The 5689-nt window shown below is 69.1% G+C and carries 4 protein-coding genes and 1 pseudogene; all 5 read left to right on the forward strand.

Annotated elements, in window-relative coordinates:
* Nucleotides 1–288 (forward strand): annotated as a pseudogene (locus tag GTP90_RS34620) (hypothetical protein); the annotation flags it as partial.
* The gene (locus tag GTP90_RS34625; RefSeq protein WP_161087764.1) at nucleotides 285–1940 is read left to right on the forward strand and encodes a GMC family oxidoreductase N-terminal domain-containing protein; all 1656 of its coding nucleotides are present in this window, start codon (nucleotides 285–287) and stop codon (nucleotides 1938–1940) included. The pseudogene GTP90_RS34620 and the gene GTP90_RS34625, both read left to right, overlap by 4 nt.
* A gap of 27 nt (nucleotides 1941–1967) precedes the next feature.
* Complete coding sequence (locus GTP90_RS34630) at nucleotides 1968–2912, forward strand: esterase/lipase family protein (RefSeq protein WP_161087765.1); 945 nt, start codon at nucleotides 1968–1970, stop codon at nucleotides 2910–2912.
* 66 nt (nucleotides 2913–2978) lie between these two features.
* On the forward strand, nucleotides 2979–4463 hold the full coding sequence (locus tag GTP90_RS34635; protein WP_161087766.1) for a PAS domain-containing sensor histidine kinase: 1485 nt from the start codon (nucleotides 2979–2981) through the stop codon (nucleotides 4461–4463).
* Between the two features lie 16 nt (nucleotides 4464–4479).
* A partial coding sequence (locus tag GTP90_RS34640) for a response regulator (protein ID WP_161087767.1) occupies nucleotides 4480–5689 on the forward strand: 1210 nt, incomplete at its 3' end.

Raw genomic sequence — 5689 nt, forward strand, 5'->3', positions numbered from 1 at the left:
GCCATCCACGGCCTGCCGCTGGCCACGCAAAAGGAAGTGCAGGACCTGTTCGGCCTGCTCGCGCTGGCGCCCGCGCGGCGCTGGCTGGCCGGCGTGTCCGGCAGCTGGCGCGAGGCCGCGCCGCAGGAAGTGGCCGCCTTCCTGGAGAACTGGCGCCATCACCGCCTCGCCATGCTGCAGACGGCCTACCTGGCGCTGCATGACCTGATCCTCGGCTCATGGTACGCGGAGCCGTCGACCTGGGCCGGCATCGGCTATCCCGGCCCGCTGAAGGAGCTGCAAAAATGAGCAATACGAATATCCCGATCGCCGCCGCCAAGGGCCCGATTCCCGATCCGATCCAGGCCGGCCTGGCCGCCGGCTGGCGCGTGACCGACTGCGCGCGGCTGGACGCCGACCTGACGCTGGAGGCCGACGTGGTCATCGTCGGCAGCGGCGCCGGCGGCGGCGTCAGCGCCGAGATCCTGGCGCTGTCCGGCCTGCGCGTGCTGATCGTCGAGGAGGGCGCGCTGCGCTCCTCGTCCGACTTCAACATGAAGGAGGCCGAGGCCTATCCGCAGCTGTACCAGGAATCGGCGGCGCGCAAGACGCGCGACAAGGGCATCAACATCCTGCAGGGCCGCACCGTGGGCGGCAGCACCACCGTCAACTGGACCAGCAGCTTCCGCACGCCCGACATCACGCTGGCGTATTGGAATAAACAGTATGGTTTAAAGGACTACACGCCGGAACAGCTGGCGCCGTGGTTCGGCATGATGGAGCAGCGCCTGAACGTCATGAACTGGCCGGCCGCGCCCAACGAGAACAACGACCTGCTGCGCCGCGGCGCGGCCAAGCTGGGCATCCCGACCGCGCTGATACGGCGCAACGTCAACGGTTGCTGGAACCTGGGCTACTGCGGCATGGGCTGTCCGACCAACGCCAAGCAGTCGATGCTGGTCACCACCATCCCGTCGGCGCTGACCCAGGGCGCGACCTTGCTGACGCGCGCCCGCGCCGAGCGCTTCGTGCTCCAGGGCGACAAGGTGGTCCAGCTCGACTGCGTGGCGCTGGACGCGTCCGGCCACGCGCCGACCGGGCGCCGCATCACCTTGCGCGCGCGGCACTTCATCGCCGCCGGCGGCGCCATCAACACGCCGGCGCTGCTGCTGCGCTCGGGCGCGCCCGATCCGCACGGCCTGCTGGGCAAGCGCACCTTCCTGCACCCGGTGGTGATCTCGGCCGGCACCTTCGCGCAGCGCGTGGACGGCTACGCCGGCGCGCCGCAGACCGTGTATTCCGACCACTTCCTGCACAACGCGCCGATCGACGGCCCGATGGGTTACAAGCTGGAAGTGCCGCCGCTGCATCCGCTGCTGCTGGCCACCACGGTGGCCGGCTTCGGCGCGCAGCACGCGGCCGAGATGGCGCAGTTCCCGCACAAGCAGGTGATCCTGGCGCTGCTGCGCGACGGCTTCCACGCCGGCGCGCCCGGCGGCAGCGTGGCGCTGGACGGCGCCGGCGCGCCGGTGCTGGATTACCCGATCAGCGACTTCATCTGGGACGGCGCGCGCCGCGCGCTGTTGACCATGGCCGAGATCCAGTTCGCGGCCGGCGCCAGGGACGTGTCGCCGGTGCACGAGTCGGCGCCGCGCTACACCAGCTGGGCGCAGGCGCGGGACGGCATCGCCGCGTTGCCGCTCAAGCTGCTGGCCACGCGCGTGGTGTCGGCGCACGTGATGGGCGGCTGCGCCATGTCCGGCGACGAACGCCAGGGCTTGACCGGCGGCGACGGCCGCTACCACGGCCTGGCCAACCTGTCGGTGCACGACGGCTCGCTGTTCCCGACCTCGATCGGCGCCAATCCGCAGCTGTCGATCTACGGCATCGTGGCGCGCCTGGCCAGCAACCTGGCGCAGCAGCTGACCGGCAAGCCGGCGGCCATCCCGGTGCGCGCCTGACCGGCCAGACCGGGGTATGATGGCGGCATGATCAAACGCTGGATTATCCTGCTGCTGCTGGTGCAGGCCGGCGCCGCGCTGGCGCTGGCGGTTGGCTTGCATCGTGTGTGGCGGCCGGCGTGGGAAGCGCCGCTGAACCCGCCGCTGACGGCGCTGGCCTATGGCGCGCTCGGCCTGGCCTGCGTGCTGCTGGTGCGGATGGCGCTGTCGGCCAACAACTTCCTGCTCAGCTCGCGCGCGGGCAAGGGCGCGCCCACGCCGGCCGACCACGCGCTCAACCCGGCCCGCGCCGCCGGCCTGTTCCTGCATGAATTCCGCGCCTCGATGCTGGCCTCCAGCTTCGACATGCTGCGTCCGCTCGGCATGCAACTGCAGCCGCAGGCGCGCGGCCTGCCGGTGCTGCTGATCCACGGCTACGCCTGCAACAGCGGCTACTGGCGGCCGCTGAGCGCGCGGCTGGCGCGCGCCGGCATCAGCCACTACGGCATCGACCTGGAACCGCCGGGCGCCCCGATCGACGCCTACGTGCCGCAGGTGCAGGCCGCCATCGAGCGGCTGTGCGCCGAGACTGGCAGCAGGCAAGTCATCATGGTCGGCCACAGCATGGGCGGGCTGGTGGCGCGCGCCTGGCTGCGCCGCCACGGCGCGGACGCGGTGGCGCGCGTCATCACGCTGGGCACGCCGCACCACGGCACCGCGCTGGCCCACTTCGGGCCGGGCGGCAACGCGGTGCAGATGCGCTACCGCAGCGAGTGGCTGGCGGCGCTGGCGGCCTCTGAGGCAAATTTGCAACGCGGGCTGATCAGCTCCATCTACTCTGTCCACGACAACATCGTCGCGCCGCAGGATTCCGGCGCCTTGCCGGGCGCGCGCAACCTGGTGTTCGGGGCGATCGGCCATGTGGCGCTGGGCCGCCATCCGGCCATCCTGCATTGCGCGATGGAGGAAATCGCCGCCGCCGCGCGATTGTGACTTTGTGTGAATTTTCGCGTTGCCGCTTACTGTATGTTTATTGTCATGTCATTTCGAGGCGACACCATGGCTACCGACTTCGGCACTCTAATCCTCAATGAAACCCCGGACGCGGTTGTGCTGACTTCGCTGGAAGGCGAAGTCGTCTGTTGGACCAATGGCGCGCAGGCGATGTTCGGCTTCAGCAGCGACGAGGCGCTGGGCTGCCGCCTGGCCGAACTGATCGCGCCGGCCGCCGAGGACGGCGCCGAGGACGACGTGGTGCGCGAGACCCTGGCCAGCGGCATCGCCAACTATGAAACCATGCGCCGCGCCAAGGACGGCACGCTGGTGTACATCGACAGCTCGTCCAAGCTGGTGCGCGACGGCGCGGGCCAGCCCGAGTATATCTTGTGGACCAAAAAAGACGTCACCGCGTTCAAGGTGCTGCGCGACGCCAAGCTGGTGCAGGCGCGCTTCGGCGACCTGCTCGAATCGCTGCCGGACGCCATCGTGCTGGCCAACGCCGGCGGCCGCGTGGTGCTGGTCAACGAGCAGGCCGCGGCCCTGTTCGGCTATCCGCGCGAGGCCATGCGCGGCATGGCGCTGGAGCAGCTGATGCCGGCGCGCTTCCGCGAAGGCCACGTGCGCCACCGGCACGACTTTCATCAGCAGCCGGTGGTGCGTCCCATGGGCGGCGGCCGCGAGCTGTTCGGCCTGCGCAAGGACGGCGTGGAATTTCCGGTCGAGATCAGCCTGAGCCCCATCGCCTCGGAGGAGGGCACGCTGGTGATGAGCGCGATCCGCGACACCAGCGAGCGCAAGCGGATCGAGCGCTCGTTGCAGGAAAAGAACGCCGAACTGGCGCGCGCCAACGCCGCCAAGGACCGTTTTTTGAACGGCATGTCGCACGAATTGCGCACGCCGCTGAACGCGATCATCGGTTTTACGGGTACTATGCTGATGAAGTTGCCTGGACCCATTAATGACGATCAGGAAAAACAACTGCGCACGGTGCAACACAGCGCCCGTCATCTGTTATCCTTGATCAACGACTTGCTGGAACTGACCCAGATCGAGACCGGCAGCCTGAAGCTGGACATGGCGCCGCTGTCGTGCCGCCAGCTGATCGACGAGGTGTTGTTGCTGTTTACGCCGCAGGCCCAGCACAAGGGGCTGGCGCTGGAGTTCGTCAGCGTGCCCGACGAGCTGGTGGTGACGGCCGACCGCCGCGCGCTGCAACAGATACTGATGAATTTGCTCCACAACGCGCTCAAGTTCACCGACCGGGGCGCGGTCACGGTGCGGCTGGACCAGGGCGTGCGCCACGAACGCCCCTGCGCCATGATCAGCATCAGCGACACCGGCATCGGCATTGCCGACGAGGACCGCGCCACGCTGTTCCAGGCGTTTTCGCAGCTGGAGGCCGGCAAGTTGCGGGAACTGGAGGGAACCGGGCTGGGCTTGCATCTGAGCCAGCGCCTGGCCGCCATGCTGCATGGCGAAATTTTGTTTGACAGCACATCCGGCGCCGGGAGCTGTTTCACCCTGGCGCTGCCGCTGGAACGATGAACAAGGGGAGCCCAACGTGTCGGCACGCATCCTGATCATAGAAGACAATGCCACCAACATGGAGTTGATGGTGTACCTGCTGCGCGCGTTCGGCTACGAACCGCTGTCGGCCGCCGACGGCGAGGCCGGCGTGGCGGCGGCGCGGCGCGAACTGCCGGACCTGATCATCTGCGACGTCCACCTGCCCAAGCTGGACGGCTACGGCGTGGTGGCCGAGCTCAAGGCCGACCCGGCGCTGCGCCACATCCCGACGCTGGCCGTGACCGCGCTGGCGATGGCGGGCGACCGCGAGAAACTGCTGGAGGCCGGCTTCGACGGCTACATCGGCAAGCCGGTCGAGCCCGACACCTTCGTGACCCAGATCGAATCTTTCTTGAGCGGGGACGTGTCGCCCCCGGCTAACAGCGACACCGCCACCATCCTGATCGTGGACGACCACGTGCTCAACCGCGAGTTCCTGATGACCCTGCTGGGCTACGGCGGCCACCGGCTGCTGGAGGCCGCCAACGGCGCCGAGGGCCTGACCATGGTGCGCGCCGAGAAGCCCGACCTGGTGATCTCCGACATCCTGATGCCCAACATGGACGGCTACGAGTTCGTCACCCGCCTGCACAGCGACCCGCAGACGGCCGACGTGCCGGTGATCTTCTACACCGCCACCTACCGCGAGCGCGAGGCGATGGCGGTGGCGCAGTCGTGCGGCGTGCGCTGGGTGCTGCCCAAGCCTTCCGATCCGGAAGTGATCCTGCGCACCGTGCACGAGGCGCTGGGGCTGGCCGAGGCGGGCGCGCACGACCCGCTGCCGGCGTTCGCGCCGGAGCCGCCGCAGGAGGGGCGTTTCCACAACATCGACGACAAGGTGGCCGAGTACCTGGGCGAGCTGGAATCGAGCAGCCAGCAGCTGTCGCAGCTGGCCCAGGAGACCGATGAGCGGGGGCCGGAAAACCTGACCCGCATGACGCAACGCCTGACCAGCTCGCTCTCCAGCCTGCAGGCGGTGAGCCTGCGGCTGACCGCGCTGATCGAGCTGGGCATCGAGCTGGGCGCCGAGCGCGACCCCGGCGCGCTGGTGGAGATCGGCTGCCGGGTGGCGCAGAACATCTGCGTGTCCAAGTACGCCTGCATCGGCGTGCTGCAGGCCGACGCGGCCGAGCTGTCGTATTTCGCCAGCTGCGGCGCCGGCGTGCCGGGCCGGCAGATCGCGCAGGCGCCGCGCGCCGGCGTGC

Source organism: Duganella vulcania (assembly GCF_009857655.1).
GTDB lineage: Bacteria > Pseudomonadota > Gammaproteobacteria > Burkholderiales > Burkholderiaceae_D > Rugamonas > Rugamonas vulcania.